Source organism: Paenibacillus paludis, assembly GCF_042610515.1.
Classification (GTDB): domain Bacteria; phylum Bacillota; class Bacilli; order Paenibacillales; family Paenibacillaceae; genus Paenibacillus_AQ.
This window is the reverse complement of record NZ_JBGJZP010000034.1, coordinates 13,702-36,779: the sequence shown is the minus strand read 5'-3', so window position 1 is coordinate 36,779 and position 23,078 is coordinate 13,702. Positions and strand designations below refer to the sequence as shown.

At 45.9% G+C, this 23,078-nt stretch carries 21 protein-coding genes; 10 read left to right on the top strand and 11 right to left on the bottom strand.

All coding sequences use genetic code 11. The features are described 5' to 3' along the window. Nucleotides 1–78 precede the first annotated feature (78 nt). The 6 genes from ACAN56_RS34110 (at nucleotide 79) to ACAN56_RS34085 (ending at nucleotide 7,968) form a co-directional block, all read left to right on the top strand. A complete protein-coding gene (locus ACAN56_RS34110; RefSeq protein WP_379148400.1) occupies nucleotides 79–1,872 on the top strand; it encodes a sensor histidine kinase in 1,794 nt (597 codons plus the stop codon). Next, nucleotides 1,865–3,424 (top strand): response regulator, encoded by a 1,560-nt coding sequence (locus tag ACAN56_RS34105; RefSeq protein WP_379148397.1) that lies wholly within the window; start codon nucleotides 1,865–1,867, stop codon nucleotides 3,422–3,424. The genes ACAN56_RS34110 and ACAN56_RS34105 overlap by 8 nt, the downstream gene beginning before the upstream one ends. Nucleotides 3,425–3,548: 124 nt before the next feature. Continuing rightward, entirely contained in the window at nucleotides 3,549–4,505 is a 957-nt protein-coding gene (locus ACAN56_RS34100; protein ID WP_379148394.1) for an ABC transporter permease, read from the top strand. 9 nt (nucleotides 4,506–4,514) lie between these two features. Beyond that, nucleotides 4,515–5,417, top strand: a complete 903-nt coding sequence (locus ACAN56_RS34095) for a carbohydrate ABC transporter permease (protein WP_038591923.1) — start codon at nucleotides 4,515–4,517, stop codon at nucleotides 5,415–5,417. Nucleotides 5,418–5,493: 76 nt separating this feature from the next. Then, nucleotides 5,494–7,239, top strand: coding sequence for an ABC transporter substrate-binding protein (locus tag ACAN56_RS34090; RefSeq protein WP_379148390.1), 1,746 nt, complete (start codon nucleotides 5,494–5,496; stop codon nucleotides 7,237–7,239). 378 nt (nucleotides 7,240–7,617) lie between these two features. Then, nucleotides 7,618–7,968, top strand: a complete 351-nt coding sequence (locus ACAN56_RS34085; RefSeq protein ID WP_379148387.1) for a hypothetical protein — start codon at nucleotides 7,618–7,620, stop codon at nucleotides 7,966–7,968. A 46-nt stretch (nucleotides 7,969–8,014) separates the two neighbouring features. Here the strand turns inward: ACAN56_RS34085 and ACAN56_RS34080 are convergent, their stop codons facing one another. Both ACAN56_RS34080 and ACAN56_RS34075 read right to left on the bottom strand, forming a co-directional pair. Further along, nucleotides 8,015–9,010 (bottom strand): Gfo/Idh/MocA family protein, encoded by a 996-nt coding sequence (locus ACAN56_RS34080; RefSeq protein WP_379148384.1) that lies wholly within the window; start codon nucleotides 9,008–9,010, stop codon nucleotides 8,015–8,017. Between the two features lies 1 nt (nucleotide 9,011). Further along, on the bottom strand, nucleotides 9,012–10,031 hold the full coding sequence (locus tag ACAN56_RS34075; RefSeq protein ID WP_379148382.1) for a Gfo/Idh/MocA family oxidoreductase: 1,020 nt from the start codon (nucleotides 10,029–10,031) through the stop codon (nucleotides 9,012–9,014). 145 nt (nucleotides 10,032–10,176) lie between these two features. On the opposite strand from ACAN56_RS34075, the gene ACAN56_RS34070 reads away from it, so the two are divergent. Further along, nucleotides 10,177–11,043: a MurR/RpiR family transcriptional regulator gene (locus ACAN56_RS34070; protein WP_379148380.1), complete on the top strand. Its 867-nt coding sequence runs from the start codon at nucleotides 10,177–10,179 to the stop codon at nucleotides 11,041–11,043. Nucleotides 11,044–11,226: 183 nt separating this feature from the next. On the opposite strand, the gene ACAN56_RS34065 is transcribed toward ACAN56_RS34070, so the two are convergent. Beyond that, nucleotides 11,227–11,637 (bottom strand): MerR family transcriptional regulator, encoded by a 411-nt coding sequence (locus ACAN56_RS34065; RefSeq protein ID WP_197073594.1) that lies wholly within the window; start codon nucleotides 11,635–11,637, stop codon nucleotides 11,227–11,229. Nucleotides 11,638–12,033: 396 nt separating this feature from the next. On the opposite strand from ACAN56_RS34065, the gene ACAN56_RS34060 reads away from it, so the two are divergent. Continuing rightward, entirely contained in the window at nucleotides 12,034–12,582 is a 549-nt protein-coding gene (locus ACAN56_RS34060) for a TetR/AcrR family transcriptional regulator (RefSeq protein WP_379148376.1), read from the top strand. Nucleotides 12,583–12,932: 350 nt separating this feature from the next. Here the strand turns inward: ACAN56_RS34060 and ACAN56_RS34055 are convergent, their stop codons facing one another. Genes ACAN56_RS34055 through ACAN56_RS34045 form a run of 3 tightly spaced genes read right to left on the bottom strand, consistent with a single transcriptional unit; the run spans nucleotide 12,933 to nucleotide 15,794 of the window. Next, entirely contained in the window at nucleotides 12,933–13,808 is an 876-nt protein-coding gene (locus ACAN56_RS34055; protein ID WP_379148374.1) for a sugar phosphate isomerase/epimerase family protein, read from the bottom strand. Nucleotides 13,809–13,849: 41 nt separating this feature from the next. Continuing rightward, nucleotides 13,850–14,707 (bottom strand): sugar phosphate isomerase/epimerase family protein, encoded by an 858-nt coding sequence (locus ACAN56_RS34050; protein ID WP_379148371.1) that lies wholly within the window; start codon nucleotides 14,705–14,707, stop codon nucleotides 13,850–13,852. A 28-nt stretch (nucleotides 14,708–14,735) separates the two neighbouring features. Then, the gene (locus ACAN56_RS34045; protein ID WP_038591896.1) at nucleotides 14,736–15,794 is read right to left on the bottom strand and encodes a Gfo/Idh/MocA family protein; all 1,059 of its coding nucleotides are present in this window, start codon (nucleotides 15,792–15,794) and stop codon (nucleotides 14,736–14,738) included. Nucleotides 15,795–15,877: 83 nt separating this feature from the next. On the opposite strand from ACAN56_RS34045, the gene ACAN56_RS34040 reads away from it, so the two are divergent. Continuing rightward, the gene (locus ACAN56_RS34040) at nucleotides 15,878–16,726 is read left to right on the top strand and encodes an AraC family transcriptional regulator (RefSeq protein WP_038591894.1); all 849 of its coding nucleotides are present in this window, start codon (nucleotides 15,878–15,880) and stop codon (nucleotides 16,724–16,726) included. 19 nt (nucleotides 16,727–16,745) lie between these two features. On the opposite strand, the gene ACAN56_RS34035 is transcribed toward ACAN56_RS34040, so the two are convergent. Together ACAN56_RS34035 and ACAN56_RS34030 are read right to left on the bottom strand one after the other, a co-directional pair. Then, a complete protein-coding gene (locus ACAN56_RS34035; protein WP_038591891.1) occupies nucleotides 16,746–17,378 on the bottom strand; it encodes a type 1 glutamine amidotransferase family protein in 633 nt (210 codons plus the stop codon). Nucleotides 17,379–17,505: 127 nt separating this feature from the next. Then, the gene (locus ACAN56_RS34030) at nucleotides 17,506–17,697 is read right to left on the bottom strand and encodes a hypothetical protein (RefSeq protein ID WP_231578270.1); all 192 of its coding nucleotides are present in this window, start codon (nucleotides 17,695–17,697) and stop codon (nucleotides 17,506–17,508) included. Nucleotides 17,698–17,885: 188 nt separating this feature from the next. Here ACAN56_RS34030 and ACAN56_RS34025 point away from each other — a divergent pair, with 188 nt between their 5' ends. After that, entirely contained in the window at nucleotides 17,886–18,599 is a 714-nt protein-coding gene (locus ACAN56_RS34025) for a YwiC-like family protein (RefSeq protein ID WP_379148367.1), read from the top strand. 75 nt (nucleotides 18,600–18,674) lie between these two features. Here ACAN56_RS34025 and ilvB read toward each other — a convergent pair whose 3' ends face one another. Genes ilvB through ACAN56_RS34010 form a run of 3 tightly spaced genes read right to left on the bottom strand, consistent with a single transcriptional unit; the run spans nucleotide 18,675 to nucleotide 22,912 of the window. Then, nucleotides 18,675–20,351, bottom strand: a complete 1,677-nt coding sequence (ilvB, locus tag ACAN56_RS34020) for a biosynthetic-type acetolactate synthase large subunit (RefSeq protein ID WP_379148426.1) — start codon at nucleotides 20,349–20,351, stop codon at nucleotides 18,675–18,677. Between the two features lie 34 nt (nucleotides 20,352–20,385). Next, nucleotides 20,386–21,402 (bottom strand): GTP 3',8-cyclase MoaA, encoded by a 1,017-nt coding sequence (gene moaA, locus ACAN56_RS34015; RefSeq protein WP_379148365.1) that lies wholly within the window; start codon nucleotides 21,400–21,402, stop codon nucleotides 20,386–20,388. A gap of 19 nt (nucleotides 21,403–21,421) precedes the next feature. Further along, on the bottom strand, nucleotides 21,422–22,912 hold the full coding sequence (locus ACAN56_RS34010) for an MFS transporter (RefSeq protein WP_379148363.1): 1,491 nt from the start codon (nucleotides 22,910–22,912) through the stop codon (nucleotides 21,422–21,424). Between the last annotated feature and the right edge of the window lie 166 nt (nucleotides 22,913–23,078).

Here is a 23,078-nt window from a genome sequence, read left to right as displayed (position 1 = left end):
TTACATTTAATGGATGGTAGTTTGCGATACACATATTTGTAAGCGCTATCAAATATATTAATGGAGGTGTATGTTTCTGTGTATGCCCGAATCATCACCCTAATGAACAATCTGCGGCTCAGGACGAAGCTGTTCTTGTCTTTTGGCTGTGTCGCCCTAATTCCGGTGTTGATTGTTGGGGTATTTCTGACGAGTGAACTGCGGAATATGGCGATGGGCAATGCTCTGGAGCAAATTACAGCTAATGTGGACCGGGTGAAAAAACGGACCGGCGAACTGCTGGGCGTCCCGCTTGACATTGCTTACCGGCTGTCCAATGACAGCCGACTGGAGGAAGCTGCCAACCACCGGTACGAGTCGGTCTATGATGTTGTGAAGGCTTATTGGGACTATCCTGACTTTCGTGATTTTATCCGCCTGTACAAAGAGATCTCCAGCATCCGCCTGTATATCAATAATCCCACAATTCTTGACAACTGGGAGTTTCTGCAGGCGGATGAGACGGTCACACAGGAGCAGTGGTATCAAACCGCTATCGCCAAGAAAGGCCTGGTCTGCTGGAATTATATCCGTGACAACCGCAACGGCCAATATTATCTCAGTCTGATCCGCAAAGTAGATTTTCTGAAGCAGCGTACCGCCGGAGTTTTAGTTGTAAATGTGAATACTGACGAACTTAATGCCATCCTGAATCAGGAGACTTTTGAAACCATAATAGTAGATGAGAACGACAATATAGTAGCCTCCAACCGTGCAGATACACTGGGCAAATCGCTGGTTGATATTAACTTCAGCCCTGTATCTGCCGCCACCGCTGGACAAGGTCCCTATGATATAACGATTGATGGCAACCCTTTTAAAATGCTGATTGATGATTGGCATCCAGGGGGAAGCCTGAACAGTTTGCGCATCATCTCCATTTTTTCCGTTGAAAGTATCGTGAGCGAACCCAACCGGATTATCTCACTGGCTTCCTCTGTCATTATTTCTGCATTACTGATGGCAATTCTGCTTATCTATTATTTCTCCCGGCTACTCACCGGACGGATGCTGCACTTAAGCAAACATATTTCCAAGGTCGCTTCCGGTAATCTGAGTGCTACGCTGGTAATTGACGGTAAAGATGAAATCGGCCAGCTGGCGAGACAGTTCAATCATATGGTGCGGAATATTAACGACCTCATGAGCGAGGTACAGGAATCCAACCGGCAAAAGAATGCAATCGAGCTGAAGCAGAATGAGATTAAATTCAAAATGATGGCCAGCCAGATCAACCCCCATTTTCTGTTCAATGCTCTGGAATCCATCCGCATGAAAGCTCTAGTCAGGGGCCAGTCTGATATATCCCAGGTCGTGCGGCTGCTCGGTAAAATGATGCGCAAAAACCTGGAGGTCGGCAATGGGATGATCAGTCTGCACAGTGAGCTGGAGACCGTAAACTGTTATCTGGTCATCCAGAAATTCCGCTATGATGATAGGCTAGCCTATGAGCTTCAAGTAGACCCCAAGGCTCACAGTATTCAGATTCCGCCGCTGATCATTCAGCCCCTAGTGGAGAATTGTGTGATCCACGGGCTGGAGAACCGGATTGACGGCGGTATGGTCCGGGTGGATATCCGCATAGAAGACAAACAGCTCAAGGTGCAGGTATCCGACAATGGCATAGGTATTTCCAAAGAACGGATGCAAGAAATACGGCAGATGCTGGAGAACAAGGATGACTATGAAACCAATAATATCGGGATGCGCAATATTCATTTGCGGCTTCAGTTAACCTACGGCCCGGAATGCGGACTTACCCTGTCCAGTCAAACCGGATTCGGAACGCAGATTAGCTTTGCCATCCCCCTGAGGAGCGATTCTTATGTATAGAGTGTTGATTGTGGATGATGAGCTGGCAATCCGTGAGGGACTTACTGCTCTGCTGGACTGGGAGAGCTGTGGATATCAGATTATAGATACAGCGGCGAATGCCATAGAAGCCAAGTATAAATATGAACTCTATAGTCCTGATCTAATGATTGTAGATATCCGGATGCCCGGCAGAGATGGTCTGGAGCTTATTAAAGAGCTGCGGGAAAACGATCCGGAGATACACATCATTATCCTCAGCGGTTATGCCGATTTCGACTATGCTAAGCGTGCGCTGGCTTTTGGCATTGATAACTATTTACTTAAGCCGGTAGATGAATTGGAATTGCAGTTATATCTGGCAAAACTGTCAGCAGTGCTGGATGCGCGGAGCACCCATCGCAAGAATCATGCCGCCGCAAAGGTGTGGAGCCGCGAAATGCTGGTTCAATCCCTGCTGATGGAGAACAGCCCGCAGATGCTGCCTTCAATGGAGGCAGCCATCCATGAAGCAGGACTGCTATGGGATTCCTATCAGGTAGTCCTGATCCGGCTGCTGCTCCAGGACAATGCGGACAACGGGCCTTCAACGGCCGTTAAAGCCAGGCTTGCAGCAAGCTTTGATGAACAGGCGTGGGGAATTGTCTTCTCGCTGGACTCCTATTTAGGGGTTCTGTTGCAGCCCTCTTATCAGAAGGAGCTTGTACGCAAATTAATGGTCCAGAATATACTGCAAGCCGTAACTGCCCATGGGCTTGAATGCATCATCACCGCGGGTGATATGGTGGATACCCTGGAGGAGCTTCCCGTCTCCCGCCAATCCGCACTGGTACGGATGAAGGAGCATTTTTTCTACGATGAGCCGGGTATGATTGGACCGGATTCCCTGAAGCTGAAGAAAGTACTCAAGGTCAGATCAGAGGAAGTGGAATGCAGGCTTGATTCTGTGGTGGAGCGCCTGTATTTCGCCATGGAAATCGGCAGCTTCTATGTACTCCCTTCCTTAATCCAGGAAACCGGTGAACTGATGATCGCCGCCAGTTACTCTGAGATGGCTGTGAAATCACGTTATGTACGAATGGTCACGCATTTGATCAACAAACTCTCGCTCCAATACAGTGAGCTGGCTTTGCAGCACAACCGGATGGACGAGCAAATCCAGCAAATCTATAAACATACCTCCCTGCCCCAGCTGTACCGCTACATCACTACTATGCTGGAGCAGCATGCAGGCGGAATTACCCGAGACGATATGGACGTCTTAATGAAGCGAATGCTAGACCTTATTCACCGCCATTACAATGAGAACCTGAAGCTCGAAACGCTGGCGGATGTGTTTACTTACAGCAGCGCGTATCTGGGCAAGCTTTTCAAAAACAGTACAGGCTTTTCCTTCAATAGCTATCTGGACAAGGTCCGTATTGAGAAAGCCAAGGAGCTGCTGGATCAGGGCTGGAAAATCCATCAGGCCGCAAGCGAAGTCGGCTTCAGCGATGTGGATTATTTTCGCGAAAAGTTCAAAAAAGTTGAAGGCATTTCCCCTTCCGTCTACCGCAGAGGAAGCTCTGTGTGAGCACGTAGTTTCAGAAAACGCTTACGAAAAGAGCTGATTTCTCCCTGTTTTTTATAGAAAATGTTCGGGTGTTTCCCTGATTTCCTGTAGCTTATGATAATGCCATATCGAAGGAGGGACATAAATGAAAGCGATTACCACCAAAGTAAAGCCGGAGCTGAAGAAGCCCGCCTCACGCTTTTGGCCAACTTTCCTGCAGCAGAAATATCTCTATATGATGGCCATACCGTTTGTGCTCTGGGCATTTGTATTTAACTATCTGCCGTTATGGGGATGGACTATGGCCTTTCAAAAATATAAACCCGGCAAATCCTTTTTCGAGCAAAAATGGGTGGGTCTGCAGTACTTTAGAGAGCTTTTCCAGGATGAGCAATTCTTCAATGCGCTGCGCAATACGCTCGCTATGAGTATCATGGGCCTGCTTGCCGGATTCATCATTCCCATCATATTCGCCATCCTTCTGAATGAGTTGCGGCTGCAAATTCTGAAACGCTTCGTACAGACGGTCTCTTATCTTCCCCACTTCGTATCCTGGGTAGTTGCCGCCGGGATTATCACCAAGATGCTCTCTACCGACAACGGTGCGGTGAACGATCTGCTGATGGGCCTCCATCTTATCAGTGAACCCATTCAATTTATGGCCAAAGGCCATTTCTTCTGGGGGATTGTCACGGCTTCGGATGTCTGGAAGGAAACAGGCTGGAACACGATTATCTATTTAGCAGCCATTTCGGGTATAGGACCGGAGCTGTATGAAGCCGCAAGGGTGGATGGTGCGAGCCGTCTGCAGCAGGTGCGTAACATTACACTGCCCGGCATCCGGACTACGATTGTTATACTGCTCATTATTTCGATCGGGCATCTAATCAGTATAGGCTTCGAGAAGCAGTTCCTGCTAGGAAATAATCTGGTGCGCGACTTCTCGCAGACATTGGATCTATATGCACTGAACTATGGGCTGGGCATGGGACGTTTCTCCTTCGGCACTTCTATTAACATCTTCAACTCTGTGGTAAGTGTGATTCTGCTGTTTGTGGCCAATGGAATTTTCAAAAAAATAACGAAGGAAAGCATCATATAGGAGGCCCTTATGCTGAACAATAAAATGGCCGCTGCGTCTTGGTCGGACCGCATCTTCGATTTGGTAGTCTATGTTGCGATTACTGTGGTGACTATAGCCACGTTATATCCTTTTTTGAATGTGCTGGCGATTTCCTTCAACGACTCCACAGACAGCATCAAAGGCGGGATTACGGTTTTCCCCCGTGTGTTCACCTTCAAGAACTATGAGACGATCTTTGCCTATTCCGGGCTGATGACCGGACTTAAAATTTCTATCCTGCGCACCGTCATCGGCACGATCCTCGGGCTAGTCAGTGCCTCCATGCTTGCCTTCACCCTGAGCCGGGTGGACTTTCAGGCCCGCAAATTTGTCTCTACATTTCTGGCGCTTACTATGTACGTCTCGGGCGGACTGATCCCCATCTACATCCTGATCAAAAATCTGCATATGATGGGGACCTTCGGTGTCTATGTCCTCCCCAGTCTCGTAAGTGCATTTAATGTCTTCGTCATCCGTTCCTTCATCGATGGCCTCCCTTACGCCCTGCAGGAATCCGCCAAGCTGGACGGGGCCAACGACTTCACGATTTACTGGCGGGTTATTCTCCCGCTAACCAAACCGGCGCTGGCAACCATCGCCCTGTTCCTGGCTGTCGGCCAGTGGAATTCCTGGTTAGATACCTACCTCTATAACGGTTCCAAGGATGAGCTGACCACCCTGCAGTTTGAGCTGATGAAGGTCATCCAGAGCACGACGACCAATGCGGATAATTTCCGCGGCCGCAATATGACCGAGGTTATGGCGCAAATCTCCCCGGAATCGGTCAAAATGGCGATCACGATCGTCGTCACTGTACCTATTCTGGTCGTCTATCCGTTTCTGCAGCGCTATTTCGTCAAAGGCATGACTTTGGGTTCGGTAAAAAGCTAGTCCATCTCCGGTATCGGCAGGCTTAGCCTGTGTATACAATACATTTTGTGACCAGAAAAAGGGAGGGTTTCTATTCATGACAAGAAAGACAGCGAAACCGTACGTCGTACTGATGGTCTTGACCTTGCTCCTCAGTGTGCTGGCAGGCTGCGGCGGCTCGAACAATACCAAGAATACGGCAGAGAATGCCGGAGGCACTAAGGCTACAAATGGTGGCAGCGCCACCGCAGAGGCTACGGCGAAAACCGAAGATTTAAGTCCGCTTACACTCTCCTTCTTCGCGGAGGACCCGAATCCGAACTGGAACAATATGAAAGACGAAGTCAGTAAAGTACTTACTGAGAAAACAGGTGTCACCCTCGATGCGGAATTTGCTGTCGGTGACCCGCAGCAAAAAATCGCATTGATCGCAGCTGGCGGCGAATATCCGGATATTATTTCCGCCAAAGCGGATATCGGCAAGCTTGTCGATGCCGGAGCAGTCATCGATCTGACCGAATTAATTGATAAATATGCGCCCAACATCAAACGTGTGCTCGGCGACAACCTCGCCCGGGCCAAGTATACCAATGAAGACCAGTCCATCTATGCCATTCCGACCTGGGCAGCAGTGGATGAGAAGAAATTCGTGGCCGGGGGCGGGTTCGAACTGCAGCACCGCGTGGTGAAAGAAGCCGGATATCCGGAAATCAGAACGGTTGCCGATTATGAAAATGTGATCAAAGCCTATCTGGAGAAGCATCCCACCGATGAGAACGGCAACAAAAACATTGGGGTTTCCCTGAACGCAGATGACTGGCATATGTACATTTCCGTCACCAACCCTGCGGTTGCCACGACAGGCGGCTCGGATGACGGGGAATATTACGTCGATCAGGAGACCCATGAGGCCATCTACCACTTCCGCCGTCCGGAGGAGAAAGAATATTTCCGCTGGCTGAACCATATGAATGACATCGGCCTGCTCGATAAGGAAAGCTTCGTCCAGAAGTATGACCAATACAAAGCTAAAGTAGCCACCGGACGGGTGCTCGGCCTGATTGACCAGGATTGGGACTACAACGACGCCCAGCAGGCACTCAAGACGGCAGGCAAATTCGATCAGACCTATGGCCATTATCCGGTAACGCTGACGAAAGAATATAAGGAAACCAGCTTCTGGCCTACCGGCTTTATGGGTGGTTACGGCATCTCGATCTCCAGCACGAATCCAGATCCGGTCCGTACGATTAAGTTCCTGGATTACCTCGCTTCCGACGAAGGGCAAATCCTGAACAACTGGGGAATTGAAGGCAAGCATTATGTAGTGGAAAACGGCAAACGCGTCATTCCTGCAGAAGTTCAGGACCGGATTAACAACGACAATACGGCGTTTACTAAAGAATCCGGACTCGGCTTCTACTGGAATATGATGGTCCACTACGGTGATGGCGCCAAGGACTCAACCGGCAACTATTACACTAGAAATTTCCCGGAACAGCTTGTATTGGGTTACAGCGATGTTGAAAAAGAAACCTTGGCCGCTTACAAGGCTACCACATGGAAGGATTTGTTCCCGAAAGAAGAAGAATTCGCGGAAAAAGCTTATGGAGCGGCATGGAATATCGCGATTCCGGGCGAGGATGAAGTCTCCATTCTGGGTAACAAAATGAGGGATATTACGTGGAAACGCATTCCCCAGGCCATCCTGGCGAAACCGGCCGAATTCGATAAAATCTGGGATGCCTACATGGCTGAACTGGATAAAGCCGGCGTTGAGAAAATGGAAAAAGGCTACACCAAATATGTTCAGGACCGTGTAGCCTTATGGAGCAGTAAATAAAGATATTATGTGTAGATAACGGGGGTGTCCCAAGCAGTCATTTATGGCTGTGGGTCACCCCTATTCGATTAAAGAAGGTGAATGGGTTCCTCACTTCGTTTTCATCCATCAATATAAATATTATAATATTAAGTCGTGTGCATCAAAGTGTGTTTTAGTACGAGATTAAGGAGATATTTATGGAAACGAAATGGCGGAAGTTCATCTCTGCAGGAACCATTCTATACACCATTTTAATTCAACGGGTCAATCTGGATACACATTTATACTTATTCCAGAAACCATTCCGCTTCGTTTTCCAAAACTGACTTTTTCATGGGTATATGAGGCCCTATCCGAGCTCTACATGAACTGAAGGAAGTTACAGGTAATATCCCTATGACCGGGAACCTTCCAACTTTCACTGTAGCAGGCAAGAGAATTGAACCTGAATTTAACATGTATAGCAGTGATGGCGACAAAGATAAAAAGTACACCTATATCTTGGGGAACAAAATAGATGTAAAGTTCTATTCCTATTATGGCATTCAGGACAATGGGGATTCCAAAGGTGAGGTCACTGTAATGGCAGACGGGAACATGGTGGCTCAATATAATGATGAATATAGTAAAGAAGCCGAACCTCTGGAGATACCCTTTGATAAAATCAACGAAATTACGATTATAGTTTCCGGCAATGCTAAACTGTGGGATGTTGGAATTACAGAAATGAAGCATTGGTGGGAGTGAACATAGAGAAGGACCACTGAATATGTCAGTGGCCCTTTTTTTATATTTATTGCTTCGATCTGTCCGGACCAAACACAAGATTGGCAGACAGCTTGGCAAGCTCAATCACACGCATAACTCTCTCGCTATGTTCGAGCCTATCTGTAACCTTTTCCATATCCATTTCATTTATCATACGGTCAAAGGCGATGAATTCATCATACATCCGGTGGGGATGATCTTTACGATCTACCCGGATGGGTTGCTCCTTATTGGGAACATAATCAAAGCAATCTATACTGTTAGTCGAGCCTGTCAGGCGGATATATCCTTTATTGCCTTGAATGTTAACTGCACTAGGAGCTGCGCTGTCTTTTGAACCTATGCAGACACATTTGAAATTACCGTAATCAAGCATCAGAATGCCTGAAGTATCTATCCCACGCTCCATGTTCGCAAAGTAGTCCACCTTCTCCGGGCTTCCGAAGAGGCCTATCGCCAAATGAATATTATAAATATTGATATCCATCAACGCTCCCCCGGACAGTTCCGGGTTAAAGGCGGGCAGCACCTCTCCTGCTTTGAAGGCATCATAGCGGGAGGAATATTGGGAATAGTTGCATTCCACGATTTTGAGCTCTCCAAGCTTGGGCAGAAATTCCTTCATGCTTAGATAGTTTTTTAAATATTGATTCGTGATGGCTTCTACCAGTATTAATCCACTCTGAAGTGCAATCTCTTTCAACTCCAGAAATTCACCCAAATTGGATGTGAACGGCTTCTCACAAATGACATGCTTGCCTCTCAGTAAAGCTTCTTTCGCATAGGAATAATGCAGATGATTGGGCAGCCCGATATAGACCGTATCCACTTCATCACTCCCAAGCATCTCAGCATAATTGTAGAAGATCTGAGAGATTCCATATTGGCTTTGCAGGGTCAGCAATTTTTCCTGATGGTCAGGTTTTGAAGAGATGGCCTGTAATGAGATAGTAGGAATATCACGAACAAAGCTTAATAACTCCATTACTATGTTGCCGGCTCCCACGATTCCTAATTTCATTCTAGCTGCACCCCTCTATCCCATTCTCGATGATCTCCATAACGGCAATCGTTTCTTCATCCTTTATTGTCTTATCTTTGCCCTGCAGGATAGCTTGATACATATCGTCATATACCCGGGCATAGTCACCCTTCTCAGAGACGACTTTTTCTTCATGATATTGGCCTGCATCATCCAGATAAGTCAGGGTACCATAATGCTCCGGCAAATCAATGCCAAAATCAGCATGTCCCTTGGGCAAATAAAATAATTTCAGGTGCTCTTCCTGGCGGTCCTGCGTTTGTTTAACGAATACCCCTTTTTTTCCGTATACAACAAAACTGGGCCGCGCCTTCAAGCGGAAGAAGCTCGATTTAACCGATACCTTGAGTGTAGAATAATAGAAATCCAGATCAAAGTAATCATTCATTCTACCGGTTCCCAGCAGTTGACGAACATCGTAATGTATATATTCCGGTTCCCCAAAGTAGGATAAGACCTGATCAATGGTGTGAACCCCATGTCCGTATAAGTAACTGTTATTTTTGGAGTAATGCGCAACTGAATTCGGGGTCTCCGGGCGATAATAATCGTAATGCATCTCCACCTCCAGCAAATCACCCAGTTTGCCTGATTCGATAACCTTTTTGGTTGTGAGGAAGTCCGAGTCGTAACGTCTATTCTGATAACATTGGAGTACCAGATTTTTCTCTTTGGCGTATTGGAAGATTGAGACTGCTTCTTCTTTGGTTGGCATAAAAGGTTTTTCGACAAGCACATTCTTCCCGTGGTCAAGCGCCATTTTTGCATAAGCATAATGCGAATCAATATGTGTACAGATCACAATCAACTGAATCTCTTCATCGTTCATTAACATTTCAAGTTCATCGGTGTAAAGGATGCCAGGCGCCTTCTCCCACTCTCCTTTATCCGGATTACGGGCGTAGATCGTCTTCACCTTCAAATTTTCCCGGTTTAATGAAAAAGGCAGATGATAACGGTTTGTGCTTTTGCCATTCCCGATATAACCGATCGTAAGCATATGAATTCCCCCATAGGTCTTTTTCATTTATTATAGAAGAACTCAGCCTAGCGTAAAGGATCAGCCGGCAAAACGGTACATTCCACCAATTCCTTGGTTAGATCCCGGTAGCTTTTTGAACAAAATGTTTATAGGAGTGAATCTGTTGAAGATATTGACCCAATTATCGGAAATGCATAACTTTACACCAAACGAAAAAAGTATCGCTGCCTATATACTGATGCATAAAGAAAGCATACTGCATTTAAATATTCAGGAGCTTGCAAAGGCTACTTATACGTCGCATTCAGCGGTCAATCGCTTAACCCATAAACTTGGGCTGTCCGGATTTAAAGAGTTCATCATTAAACTTGCCCGGGAATTCCAGCAATATACCCAGAACATTTCCAGCGTCGACCCTAATTATCCGTTTAGTGATGAGGAATCTCCACTTCAAGTGGCGAAAGAAATTGCTGAATTGATGAAGGAAACGATCGACAAAACCTTTGCCTACATGGATGATGATTTGCTGTCCCAAACAGCCGGGATGCTGGACAAAGCCAAAAGGATCTTTATCTATGCCTTGGGAGATTCCCAAATCCGCGCGAAGAGTTTTCAGAATAAAATGATTAAAATCAACAAATATGTAGTGATCGCTACTGAGCTGTACGAATGGGCGTATCATACCGTTAATTTGACGGAAGAGGATTGCGCGATTTTCTTGACTTACCACGGAAAGTCACCGATTTATGTAAGAGCAGCTCAGCACTTCAGACGTGAACAGATCCCTTTTATCACCATCACAGCTACCACTCAAAGTGAACTGGCAAAACTCAGTACGCTCTGTATTCAAGTGCCAAATGATGAAGTAAAACATGCCAAGATCGGAACCTTTTCCTCGCAAATAGCATTTGAATACGTCCTTAACGTGATATACTCCTGTATCTATAAAATTTCTTATTCAATAAACAGGGAATCCGCAGTCCAATCGTTGAAAAGCACCTACGTTGATGAAATGATGAATGACTTATAATGCCACCGTCTTCCATTTCTCATAACGACCCTGAAATCGTGAAAGGTCTCACTAACGTTAAACTTGATATGTAATGCTCATTGCAGCAGCGAAAAGTTAATCAACAAAAGCGAACCAGCAGCACTGTAGCTGCCGGTTCGCTTTTTATTACGCCTTAAAGGGATCGTACATAGGTGTTTAATCCTAGATTTCGTTATCAGACTGCTCAGCAGATCTTCTTAGTGTTTTTTCTCTTTTTCCTATAGTTTGCTCATACCTTGAAATCTTAGAATCCAAGCGTTCCAGCGTTTTCTTCATGACTTCCATTCTTGTGGCGAGCTGCTTGCGTTCCTCGATTAATAGATCTTTTCTGGCCTCGGCGGATTCATCACCCTGGTTAAACAAATCGACATATTCAATCAATACTTCAATCGAGAGACCGGCATGCCGCATACAGATGATAAACTCAACCCATTTGCAGTCTTCTTCCGTATAATCTCTGTTACCGCTTTTATTGCGATTTACATGAGGAATCAGCCCGATCCGTTCATAATAACGGAGTGTATCCTGGGAAACATCAAATTTCTCTGCAACCTGTTTAATGGCCAACGCCATACTCGCTTCACCTCCCGGTTTGCATCAACTATTGAATTGCATGAACCTTCGTCCGTTTTCCGCTTATATAGCGTCGCACAGATGCCAGTACGCCATCCTCGCTATCGCTCCTACAGTTCCAAAATTCCCCTCCGCTGCTTTTGCCTCTAGGTAGTTCTTGTGTTCAACTTTTATAGTTAAATGCCTGCTCCGGCATACCTAGAGTGATCGACAATGCCTCCTCTATTATTTATTAGCTATAGCTACATAGAGGAGTTTACCCTCTGGAGTTAACTCCAAGTCAACACCCATTTTTCACGAGTATAATAACCCTTGATATATTAATGTACAATTGTCTATAATTATAACTAGGTTTAGCTATTAGTTATTATCTTAAGAAAGTCTGGTGACCATAAGATGGCTAAAATAGATCGGAGAATTCTCAAGACACAAGAAGCATTAAAGAAAGCCATTATTGAACTAATGTCTGAAAAGAATTTTGATGATATCACCTTACAGGATCTATCCGACAGAGCAAATATCAGCCGGGGAACGTTTTATCTTCATTACACGGATAAATACGATTTGCTGGACAAACTCATAGAGGCCCATATTAACGAGCTGCGGGAGCGGTGTGAAGCAGCAGCTGATCTGGATTTTGTAAGCGGTTCGTTGATCTGGACAGAATACCTCGAAGACAATTACTCCTTTTTTTCAATGATGCTGGCAAGTAAAGGAGCCCCATATTTTCACAACCGGTTCGTAGACTTTCTGATTGAAGAGTTTCGTAATGAGGTGGATGTGACGAAAGGAAAAAACCAGGGGTTAAATGCAGACCTTACCGTGACATTTGTGGCCTCGGCTTATGTAGGCGTAGTGGAATGGTGGTTTTCGAATGAAATGCCGATCTCACATCAAGCATTAGCTGAACAATTGGGAACATTGCTGGAGCGAATCTGTGAATAGTTCTAATTGCTATATAGATTGAACTTAATATCCTTCTATTTTGGGATTGGCCGTGACTACAGGGAATGTTTGGACTTCCGGCCGCTATCGCTCCTCCAGTTCCAAACTTCCCCTCCGTCACTTTTCCCTAAATGTATATTCTCAAGTTCAATCAAAGGGGATTTTGTTATGAAAAAGCTTGTCACAATATGGGTTGCCTCCATGGTCTACTTTTGTTCTATCAGTATCCCTGTAGATGCCTGGAGAATTTGTTCTTCGATAAAAAATCAACGTGGAACAACAAAAAGAGGCAAGTCTCCACTATTCAGAGACTCGCCTTTTTTTGTTGTATTCATCACTGCCCTATTTCTTTAACGATATTGCCGGATAAAATCAATCGCTTTGGCAATATCAGCTTCCGGCTGATCGCCCACTTCACGTTCAATAGTCAAATACCCGGTGTAGCCAATATCCTGGAGCGCTTTGAAATAGTTATCAAAATCCACATGGCCTTCCCCTAAAGCCAGTTCCCGATAGCTTGCGCCAGATGCAGCATCTTCGGCAATACGGTCGTGACTCATCGGCTCATAGCCTAACGCTCCATAGACTTCACGGGGATCTACCTCCCGCAGACGGATGCCATCCTTCACATGCGTATGAACAATGTAATCTTTCAGATTGTGCACTCCTTGAACAGGATCGTCACCCGTTACCATGACCATGTTGGCAGGGTCAAAGTTGACAGAAACGCCATTCGTGCTCAGCGAATTGAGGAATTGCTTCAAATGTGCAGATTTTTCCGGTCCAGTCTCAATTGCAAAATAGGCATCCAAGCTCTTGGCATAGACACCAAGCTCTTCACACGCACGCTGCATCGTATCATAGACTGGATCATTCACCTGATTCGGAACAATACCAATATGTGTGGTAACAATCTGTGTTCCCAGATCAACGGCTAAATCAAGAATGCGCTTCGATTTCTCAATTTTCGCCGAATTCACCTTCGCATCTTGAAAACCATGGCCAGCCAGATCACCACACAATGCTGAAATTCGCAGACCTAAGGATTCGATATAACTCTTCAATTCCTTTCGGTCTCGCGGGGACAGATTCTCAGGGTCCATCTCACCTTCAACTGCATAAATTTGTACACCATCTGCCCCCAGCTCTTTAGCTTTCACCAGTCCATCCCGCAAGTTAAGACGCAGACTATCGACCATTATACCAATCGGGTTTGCCAATTTCATTCTTAAGCCTCCTCTTAATCGGGTTCTGATCTCATCGCAGATTAACTTTCGTTCCAAAGCCTTCTCACATTATCAAGACCTATCCGGGTTCCCCGTTTACATTCCTCAAGCCCTTCAAATTCCAGTGAAATATATCCGTCATATCCTGACGCTTTAACCACACGAAGCACTTCACGCATATCAATATCTCCATGGCCTGCGATTGCACCTCTTAAATAATTACCGCTTGCCGTTTGGAACCAGCCCTCCCCGGGATTCTGATACGAAGGTCTCCAATAGAAATCCTTTACATGCACCACAGAAGCATATGCAATATTGTTCTTCACGGCAACCACAGAGTTCTCATCCACGCACATGAAATTGCCCACATCCAGCGTTGTACGGAAATTTGTCCGATTCACCCGCTGAATCAATGCTTGTACCCGGTCACTGGCTTGTATAAAATAGCCATGATTCTCAACGCTGGTTACTATACCATACTGTGCTGCATAATCGGCAATTCGCCCGCAGGCTTCTGCCAGGCGGTCCAATTGACGATGAAAGTTGCCGATCGAAGTATCGCTGCTGCTGGCAACATCATGGCGCATACGAGTTACACCCAGTCTTGCGGCAACGTCGACTTCATCCATTACCCGCTTGATTTCCAGCTCAAAGGCTTCTTGGGAATCTGTTTCAAAATTGGCGCCGATGGCATAGTTGGACACATCTATGTTTCGCGACTTTGCCTTTTCTCGAATAGCGTCCGCTAAGTCAGGATTACCAGTCAATTCGAATCCAATGGGTACAATCTCAATATGCTCGCCGCCTTGGTCGGCAATCCAATCAATTACACCCAAAATATCCATTTCACCCGATTCCAATTCATTTACCAAGCTGTATGAACTGATTCCCAATTTCATTGTTTCACCCTCTTTTCCTGAAATTCTATTAGAGCTGAACTTCTTGTCCTTTGTTCGCAGACTCATAGATACCGCACAATATCTTCATGATTTGCAAGCCATCTTCTACCGGACTGATCGGTGTTTCTCCAGATTGCAGGCAGGCCAGAAAGTGATTCACTTCATTACAAAATGCTTCCGGCACATTTATGGATTTGCTGTCTGTTTGCGGAGCTACATTCAGAATGGTGTCATATTTTTCAGTAATCATGGTCAATTCAGGTTCAATTTCCACTCCGCCCTTATCACCGTATAAACGAATAGCAAGCTCATCCGACTTCGCATGAAGGGTAAAGCTGACATCAACCATAAGCGATGCCCCATTCTCGAAACGGATTAGTGCATTTGCCATATCTTCCACTCCATTGGTGCTTGGATCATAATCGGCTGCCTGATAAAAGGATAAGTTCTTCACATTCGCGCGGTTGCCCAATTTGTGATACGTGTTGCCGCTAACCGAAACGGGCTTTGGACGCCCCATCATATACCAGCACAAATCGATAATATGGACTCCGAGATCAATTAATGGGCCTCCCCCGGAACGTTCAACATCTGCAAACCAGCCACCCGGATTCCCAAGTCTACGGATACAAGTAGCTTTAGCATAATAGATTTCACCCAGTTCATCTTTCTCAATGAAGTTCTTTACAAGCTGCGCATTGGCGTCGTAACGGCGTACAAATCCGACCTGCAACAACTTGCCAGTTTCACGTACCGCATCCTGGATGGCATTCGCTTCTTCAACGCTGCGGCATAAAGGTTTCTCCACTAGCACATGCTTACCGGCACGCAGGGCTGCAATACTGATCTCTGCATGACTGTTGTTCCACGTACAAATGCTGACCGCTTCCACTTCGGGATTAGCTAATAAATCATGATAATCTTTATACACATTCGGAATATTGTACTGCTTCGCTTTATCTTCTGCCCGTTGCTGATTCAAGTCACATATAGCATATAGTTCTGCATGTTCATTCCCCTGGTAGGCTTGCAAATGCAAGTCGGAGATGGATCCCGCTCCGATCAGTCCAATTTTCTTTTTACTCATGCCGCATGAACCCTCCTATATATTGGTCATATTTTATTATACAATTAAGATAACATGACTCTTCTGGAGGTAGAATAACCATCATGACCACCTACATGGACTATACAATCAGTTCTAAGCCTATTCGCATTATTGATCGCACGACAGATGAAAGTAAGCTGCAGCTAAAATCATTATCGATCGTCAATGTCGGGCACCTCCCCAACCGGTCGCTGTATCGAACCCAAGCCCAATTCCAGTATTATGCTTTCGTTTACATTGCAGGCGGCAAGGGCACATATCAGGTTAACAACAAGGAAAAGCAGCCTGTTCATAAAGGTTCTTTTTTTGTCTTTTTTCCAGACGCCACCTTTGACTATGGACCCGACCCGCAAGAGACTTGGGATGAATTCTATTTCACAGTAGAAGGATCACGAACTGCGGAGTGGCTCTCTACCTGGTTAACCGAACCTTACCGTGTTCGCCAGACAGGACTCGATGATGCACAACAGAGCAAAATTGATCGAATCTTCATGTTGATGGAAAGCGGCATTCCAAGCAATCTGGACCGGGCTTCCTTACTCCTTGAATCCCTTTTGTACGAATTTGTACAAAGCAGCCAGCCTAATACCGATTCGACAGACTACATCACCAAGCTCATGGATGATATTGCGGCATCCCTGCATCAAAGTTTTGATGCTGATGCATTCTGCGAACGCTACCACATTTCGATATCCACGCTCCGGCGTATCATTCAGAAACATACCGGGTACTCACTTAATAAGTACATTCACCGTCTCAAAATTTCCGAAGCCAAAAATATACTGCTGAATACAGATCGATCGATTAAAGATACTGCCGTTTCCCTTGGATACAATGATGTTTTTTACTTTTCGCGGCTATTCAAAAAATATGTAGGTGTTTCCCCCCAACATTTTCGCAATAATGTATAATCACATGTTGATTGCACGCTTACAAGGATATTGAATTCATTAACTGGAAAAAGTATTCAGGTTGTTGAGTCTTATTGAGGTTGTACCATGAATGCAATGTATCTGGTGTAAATACATCTAATTGTTTCAGTACCTCCATCGCAAATTCCAGAGGAGCTACCCCTGAGGCAGTAACCAAATTCTCACCAGATACAGCAGGTCCTATCTCATAGAATTCATCTCCTTTATAATTCGGACAGACCATTTTAAGATACTCTAAGTTATTACTTGTGTGCTTTCTAGAATCCAGGTATCCATTGTTCGCCAGCCCCTCGGTTGCCCCACAAATTGCAGCAACAATAGTGCCTAGCTGTAAGGCTTGGCCAACTTTTTTCAAGACAGGCTGATGAATATCTTCTCCCCAAGTATTCCCTCCGGGCAACACTAAAAGATCTTTACTCTGAATTGTACACTCATCAATGGAAATATCCGGTTTTATGCTCAGTCCTCCCATCGTAGTAACCATTTCTTTATTAGCACCTACCGTAACTACTTTTAAAGGTGCTAAATCTTTTTTGAAATATCTGCCTGTGTTTAGTTCAGCAATTAAATATCCGTATTCCCAGTCTGACATTGTATTAAATACATAAAGATAAGCTTTTTTGGTTTGCATTCTATAACACTCCAATCACATTTGATAAGCCTATTATAATTAAACTTCCCTGACAGCTATCGTCAGGGAAGTTTATCAAGCCATATAAAAAAGCGCGTATCAGGTTAACCTGCACGCGCTTGATTCATTAATTATTGTCTTCCAGCTCATCCGGTACATCATATTTATTGATATGTGAGGTCATAGCTACAACGGCTTCGTCGATCCCCTTTGGGGCAGACACACTACGGACTACATCGTCTGTTTGGTCGTGAAAGTTCAACTGGTCCGCTTCAATAGCGTTCTGTTTAATTTCTTTTTCTTTCATGCTCCACAGCACTCCCTTCTTCTTCCACTTTATGAGCAGCGTTCTTCTTTACTATGTACAAGGTAAATGACTGTTATTCATACATTATTATTGATACGTAGTGTCTCAAATCACTATAACAACATAGGTAAGGACGTATAGTTAAGTAGTGCGGCAACCTAAGGTTGTCGTTTATTTTCAGGGAAGGAGGTTTTGTTCTCATGAGGAAGTACATACCCAACCAGCACGGGGCTTGGGCGATGCTTATCCTTCCATTTCTGTTCGGAGTCGCTTCATCGAAAGGACAATTTATACATATTCCCCTGTTTGTTTGCTGGCTTCTGATCTATTTGTTCAGCTTCCCGTTGCTGCAATGGGTAAAGACAGGGAAATTGGAGCGTTACCTCCAGCCCATGCGGGTTTACGGGATTCTGCTTCTGCCCTTTATCCTTTATCTGGTGATTGCTGAACCTAAGCTGTTAGGATTTGTTCTGCCGCTTGTTCCCCTGTTCGCGGTTAATCTGTATTATGCAAAAACCAAAAATGAACGTGCCTTGCTTAATGATATTTGCGCCATATTGGCATTTTGCCTGATCATTTATCCTGTCTTTTATGTCGGCAAAGGAGAAAGCTGGGGAGCCGCGACAGAGCTGTTCCTGCTCAGCGTACTCTATTTTATCGGGACCGCCTTGTATGTCAAAACGGTTATTCGTGAACGAAACAACATCCGCTTCTATTACGGATCTGTTCTGTATCATCTGCTGTTCGCAGTGGCTGGTCTGCTGCTATTCCCTTCATTGCTCGCTCCACTTGTTATCCTGCTGCTGCGGGCAGCCATTCTCCCCAAGACAGGGATCACCGCCAAGCGTACCGGAATGATTGAAATAGGTTTTTCCCTTATGTTGTATGTGTCTGTGCTTGTCTTGTACTTCTAGTGGTTGGCAGCAAAAAAAAGGAAGTTCCTCTACGGTGATTCGATAGAGAAACATCCTTTTTGAATTGTTCTGATGTTATTCAACAATCATGTCCTGATTGCTGGACCCCGGAGGTACGATGGGATATACATTCGTTTCCTCGGTAATATCGAACTCCATGACGACAAGTCCGTCCGTATGGAGAGCAAGATCAATAATATGCTCGGCATCGGCAAGATTATCGGCCCGGAGCCCCTGGGCGCCAAAGGATTTGGCCAAAGCTACGAAATCGGGTGAACTGATACGTACGGAAGAATAACGGCGGCCAAGAAACAGCTGCTGCCACTGCCTTACCATACCCAGGTAGCCATTTTTGAAGATAGCGACTTTGACGTTCAGGCCCAGATCGACCGCCGTCATCATTTCCTGCATATTCATCTGGATGCTTCCGTCTCCCGTGATACACACCACTTGACGGTCAGGAAAAGCTACTGCAGCACCAATTGCAGCCGGCAGGCCATAGCCCATTGTCCCAAGCCCACCGGAGGTCAGGAAAGAGCGGGCTTCTGAGAAATTATAATGTGTGGCGGTCCAAATTTGATGCTGTCCTACGTCCGTAGAGATGATGGCATCGCCATCTGTTGCATTTTGTATGCACCTTATCACCTCAACCGGAGTCAGCTTAGTATCCTGCACCCGCGATGATTTTGTTGAACGCTTGGACCAGATCCGGATTTGCTGATTCCAAACAGCAGGTTCTTGCATATGTATTTTTTCCAACAGTCCGGCAAGCAGATTTGCGCATTCTCCTGTGATAGCAAGATCGACTGCAACGTTCTTATTTAATTCGGAAGTATCGATATCGACTTGGATTTTATAAGAACCCGGCGAGAATGCCTTACGGTTGCCTGTAACACGGTCACTGAAACGAACTCCGAGACATAACACAACGTCCGCACCCTGCAGCGCACGATTGGCTGCGACTGTTCCGTGCATCCCGACCATACCCAGATGCAGGGAATGCCCGGATGGAAAGGCACCCAAACCCATTAGCGTACTGGCTACAGGAAGGTTGAATTGCTCGGCGAACTCTTTTAACAATGCCGGAGTATTACCTGTCATACAGCCTCCACCAATAAGAATAAGCGGGCGTTCAGAACGGTTCAACTGATCAGCTGCGAGCTGGATGTCCAGAGGATCCATAGAATGCTTTGGCTGATAACCCCGGATATATGGCTGGGAATCCTGATTGCCAGATTGTTCCTCCATGTTAAATTCTGCTGCCATTACATTCTTCGGCAAATCAATGAGGACTGGGCCGGGTCGTCCCGTTGTTGCGACATGGAATGCCTCGTTCACAATCTTCGGAAGATCGGCGACCTCCCTGACAATATAGTTGTGCTTGGTGATGGGCATCGTCATGCCATAAATGTCTACTTCCTGAAAGCTGTCCAGACCTATGAGATCGGTGGAAACCTGGCCCGTCAGGACGATTAACGGAATCGAGTCCATAAAGGCTGTAGCAATACCGGTAACCGCATTTGTTGCACCCGGCCCGCTGGTAACAAGCGCTACTCCCGGGCGTCCCGTTACTCTGGCATATCCATCAGCAGCATGTACCGCTGCCTGCTCATGTCTAACGAGAACATGCTGTATGCTGTCGCAATCATACAACGCATCATACAAAGGTAATACCGCACCGCCGGGGTATCCGAATAGGGTGTCAATTTTCTTCTCTATCAACATCTGAATTAGCAGCTGTGCTCCGTTCATTGGCACAATTCATCTCCCATCGTACTATCAGTCGTTAACCTCCAATATAGGACATCCCTATCTTTGTTCTATTCCTTACGGTTTGTTCCGTCCGGTCATCAGAATAGCGGTCTGTACGCTGCTCCCAGACGTTCCTAATAGCTTCGAGCAAGCTTTGATCATCCGCCCCGCTGCGAATCATCTTCCTGAGATCAAAACCGCTTGATGCGAACAGGCAGGTATAAAATTTGCCGTCAGAGGACAGCCGGGCGCGCGTGCAGGAAGAACAAAACGACTCGGATACCGAAGTAATAAAACCAACCTCTGCCTTGCAGCCCTTATAGCGGTAGCGTTGGGCAACTTCACCGAAATAATTGTTGTCGAGTGCTTCCAGCTCGAATGTACTCTGGAGGCGCTCCATGATGTCTTTTTTCGTTACGACTTTTTCAAAGCTCCAGCCATTGTCGTTGCCGACATCCATGAACTCGATGAACCGCAACGTTATATTTCTTTCTTTGAAATAGCGGGCCATCGGCAGAATCTCCGATTCGTTCAGACCTCTTTGCACCACCATGTTCACTTTGACCTCAAAACCGGCCTCTATGGCATGATCAATCTGTTTTAAAATAAAACCGGGTTTGATTCCACGCCCGTTCATTCTCCCAAAAAGCTCAGGATTCAGTGCATCCAGGCTAACATTCAGTCTGCGTAGTCCCGCCTCATATAGAGGCTTCGCCTGTTGCCCTAGCAGTACCCCATTGGTCGTCAATCCGATATCTTCTACACCGTCCAAAGAGCCAATCTTGACAACAAGCTCGGACAGACCCCGCCGCATCAGCGGTTCACCGCCGGTCAGCCTGATTTTGCTTACGCCAAGCGAAACAAACAACCTCGTCAAGCGGTGAATTTCTTCAAATGTCAGCAGTTCACTTGTCGGTAGGAAGGCATAATCTTCACCGTACACTTCTTTTGGCATGCAGTAGGAACACCGGAAATTGCACCGGTCGGTTACAGATATCCGCAAATCGTGGATGGGCCGCCGCAGTTGATCTTGTGGTGGATGTACATTCATCTGGCATCGTCCCTTTCGATTACTTCTGCGTGATATCGCTAAACGTGCCCACATAGCGGACATCTTCGCCTGTCTCGTCTTTAACAGCGCTGATATTTAGCCACTGCAAATATTCCTCACCATTTTTACGTCGATTCCAGATTTCACCCTGCCACATCCCCTTCGCCCTGATTTCACTCCACATGCCGCTGTAGAAATCCTTGGATTGGCGGCCTGACTTCAGGATGCTGGGCTGTTTGCCGAGTACTTCTTCTTCAGTGAAGCCCGTGAGCTTCGTAAATGCCGGATTCACGGTTTTAATAAGTCCTGATACATCGGTTACCAGAATCCCCTGTCCGGTCGAGTTGAACACTTCAGAGGTAAGCGCAAGCCGATCCTGATAATACAGCCATACCACCAGCACCAGACTGGCTAGGGCCACCTGCGAGAGCAGCATGAATCCAATGGAATATTGACCTGTGACCGAATAAATCAACGACAGCATAATCGGCGGAAAAAAGCCGCCAAGACCACCCATCATTGACACAATCCCGTTGGCAATCCCTGCCTGCTTATTGAAGTACAAAGGCATCAATTTGAAAATAACACCGTTTCCGATTCCCGCACTTACCGCAATGGCAAGGCAGCCCGCTGTATACAGACCCATGGAAGGCATAAATGCAAGAATAATCGCTGCAACCGTATAGATACTGAATGTGCCAATCAGCAGGAACAAAGGCTGGAATTTGTCGCCGAGCCAGCCACCTACCGGCCTGAAAAAGGTAGCAACTGCGATGAAGCCGGCTGTGCGCATGCCTGCATCCACCTTTTCCAGTCCAAAATTGGAGACCAGGAAGTTCGGCAAATAAATCGTAAACGCTACAAAAGACCCGAAGGTAATAAAGTAGAACAGCGAGAACAGCCAGAGCTTCTCATTTTTGGCAACACCTTTGATTTGCTCGATGATCGGTGTTTTCATCTTGGGTTCGTGCCGGTCCCCGAAAAAGAAATTCAATGCAATAAAGATAAGTAAAAGAATCAAGTACATCTTCACAGTCGGTGACCAGCCGATTTGTGCGGCTACGAACGGGGCCGAGAAGGTTGTGACGGCAGTTCCGATATTGCCTATTCCGTAAACCCCATTTACCAAACCATGTTTTTCTTTAGGAAAATACTTAGGCAGTGAAGTAACCCCTACTGAGAATACAGCCCCGCCGACTCCAAGAAAAGTTCCTCCAATAATTAAATGAGTCATTGTAGAAGCTTCACTAATAAAGTAGACCGGAAACAAGAGCAGAATAAAGCTGGTCATAAAGATAATCCGTGCTCCTAAAATATTTGCATAATAGCCAAGCGGAATTCTTAGAATCGAACCCAGGACAACCGGAATTGCGGTGACCATCGCCAATTTCCCGGGTGGAATGCTGATGTCTTCGGAAATAAAAGGCATCAGGGAGGAAATTATAACCCATACCATGAATCCGAGAATCAAGTTTAATGTTTGTAGCGGCAACTGCATTTTTTTAATCATTCAACTCACCTTTTCGCCATTTATTCTCCTGATTGTTTATCTAGATACGTATTTCCTGATCTCATTGTATCCGCCGATCCCCCTGTTCAGATATAGGGGAGAACCCTTTCCCTGACAGGGTAAACCCTGAAAATAGGCAGGAACGGCTTCGCGGTTGAAATCCGAA